Source organism: Noviherbaspirillum aerium (genome assembly GCF_008929045.1).
GTDB lineage: Bacteria > Pseudomonadota > Gammaproteobacteria > Burkholderiales > Burkholderiaceae_D > Noviherbaspirillum > Noviherbaspirillum aerium.
This window is the reverse complement of the sequence record NZ_VFAH01000072.1, coordinates 1-1,394: the sequence shown is the minus strand read 5'-3', so window position 1 is coordinate 1,394 and position 1,394 is coordinate 1. Positions and strand designations below refer to the sequence as shown.

At 55.5% G+C, this 1,394-nt stretch carries 1 protein-coding gene; it reads left to right on the top strand.

What is annotated here, in order from left to right; all coding sequences use genetic code 11:
* Window positions 1–86 precede the first annotated feature (86 nt).
* Window positions 87–1,103, top strand: coding sequence for an IS110 family RNA-guided transposase (locus FH061_RS30120; protein WP_151639498.1), 1,017 nt, complete (start codon window positions 87–89; stop codon window positions 1,101–1,103).
* The last annotated feature ends 291 nt before the right edge of the window (window positions 1,104–1,394 follow it).

Sequence of the window (1,394 nt, the reverse complement as noted above, 5' to 3'; positions counted from 1 at the left end):
CCGTCGTAAATTACTGAGATGGACCCGACACCTTCCCTTCGGGGAAACTACATGTTCGATCAACCGTTCTTCACCGGAGGTCCATCATGAAGGTTACCGTTCTCGGAATTGATCTGGCCAAGCGAGTCTTCCAACTGCACGGCGCTGACCGCCACGGGCGTGCACTGCACCGTTCCAAGGTGAATCGCGCTGACCTGCTTACAACGGTTCGGCAACTCCAGCCCGAGGTTGTGGTGATGGAAGCCTGCAGCTCGGCACACCACTGGGCGCGGCGGTTTCAGGAACTGGGCATGGAAGTCCGTCTGATCAGCCCTCAGTATGTTGCACCGTTCGTCAAGACCAACAAGAACGACCGCAATGACGCCGAAGCTATTGTGGAGGCTGCCTGTCGACCTTCAATGCGTTTCGTGGCAATCAAATCTGTCGAGCAACAGGATATCCAGGCAGCACACCGGGTGCGTAACCTGCTGGTGCAGCAGCGAACAGCTATCATCAACCAGGCCAGAGGTCTGCTTGGGGAGCGTGGTGTCATTATTTCCCAATCACCCGAAGCGTTCAAAAGGGCGATGCCGGACATACTGGCGCAATGTGCTGGCGAGCTAACTCCGTTCTGCCAGGCACTGCTGACTGAACTGCTTGAGCAGATCTCTGTACTTGAAGACCGGATTGACCACGCCGAAACCGCGATCAAGTCCTTCATGAAGGCATCTACCTTGTGTAAGAAGATTGCTGCCATTGATGGCATCGGTCCAATTACCGCAACGGCTGTTGTCGCCGCCGTCGGTGACGCCAGGCAGTTCAGGAACGGCCGGCATCTGACCGCGTGGCTTGGCCTCGTGCCGAAACAGTATTCCTCTGGCGGCAAGTCACGACTCCAAGGCATCAGCAAGCGAGGAGACGCCTATTTGCGCACCCTGCTGATCCACGGTGCCAGATCAGTCTTGCGCTATGTCGGCAACAAGATGGATGTACGCAGTCGCTGGTTACGCGAATTGATTGCGCGTCGCGGCTATAACCGCACGGCGGTGGCGCTGGCCAACAAGAATGCACGTGTCATTCAAGTACTGCTCAGCAGTGATACGCCTTACCAAGCGCCAGCTTGAAAACGCGTTCGTTCTACTCAAGTCATAGCACTTCAAGCAAAGGAGCACCCCACTGGTTTGCGAGACTTCTCGTGATGACAAAATCGGTTAGACCAGCATTGCAGAACCTGTTTTTACTGCCGGCTGAGCTGTTGTCAAGCCGCTAAATTGCTCAGGATGTGATGCGCGGATCTCATCAAGGCTGCGGGCAGCGTATCGACATGGCCCAACAAGCTAGCCGTATACATGCATGCAGACCGCTTTTTCGTCATTCGAGGCCTTGCAAAAGGTGTCGGGTCCATACATGCAGTA